Annotated in this window: 1 protein-coding gene; it reads right to left on the bottom strand. The window is 54.8% G+C overall.

All coding sequences use genetic code 11. The annotated features are described in order from the left end of the window. Positions 1-815, bottom strand: an 815-nt coding sequence (locus FHI25_RS20475) for a flagellin (protein ID WP_282597611.1), incomplete at both ends; no start/stop codon positions are given.

Here is an 815-nt window from a genome sequence, read left to right as displayed (position 1 = left end):
ACACCGGACTGAACCAGGATCTGTTTTGAGGTGAAGGCCGTCATTTCGGCTGCCACATCAAGGTCCATCAGGGTTGAGCGAGCTGATTCAGTGTTTTCCTGCGTGGAAGCAAGGTTCTGTCCAGCAAAGTCCAACCGGTTCTGGGAGGTGCCGATTGCGGCACGTGCACGCTGCAGGTCATCAATCGCACGGGTGACAACTTCAACAGCATTCTGTGCACCAGCAGCAGTATTAATCGCATTGGCGCCAAGGTCCTCAAGCGAGGTTTCCGAACCAGAAGAGCCGCTTCCAAGCGTGTCAGAATCAACCGAGGTCAAATTGATCGACAAGCGGTCGTTTGCCGTGTTGCCGCCGCCAACCTGGAATTCAATGCTGGTGGCGAGCTGCTGACCATTGTCTGCAGCCATGTTAACAACGTTCGCCGAGGAGTCGTTACCGGTAACGCCGTTGAAGGTGGTGTCAGAACCGAAGTTCGATGCACCAGTGTTGTCTGCGGCAATTGACGACACAGATGCCGAGAAGTTGGTGTTCACCGTGAAGCTCAGACCAAGCTCATCGAAGTTCAGGGTCGCATTTTCACCAGCCCCAATTGCGGTGGTGCCGCCTGAAGCATAGTCCGTTACGTCGATCGACTGCGAACGGTTGTCGCCGTCAACAGTGGCGTTAACCGTCATGATGACCTGGCCACCGGCAGCGTAATCGATATCAACTTCAAAGTTGTTATCGGTGATGTCGCTATCGGTATCGGTCGCCCAGTAGTTGTTATCGGTGATGGAAAAGTTGTCGAAGCCGTTGACCGGGGTCAGGGCCGCGCC

It is taken from the genome of Thalassospira sp. ER-Se-21-Dark (assembly GCF_017922435.1).
Lineage (GTDB): Bacteria > Pseudomonadota > Alphaproteobacteria > Rhodospirillales > Thalassospiraceae > Thalassospira.
This window is presented reverse-complemented; position numbering and strand designations above follow the sequence as displayed.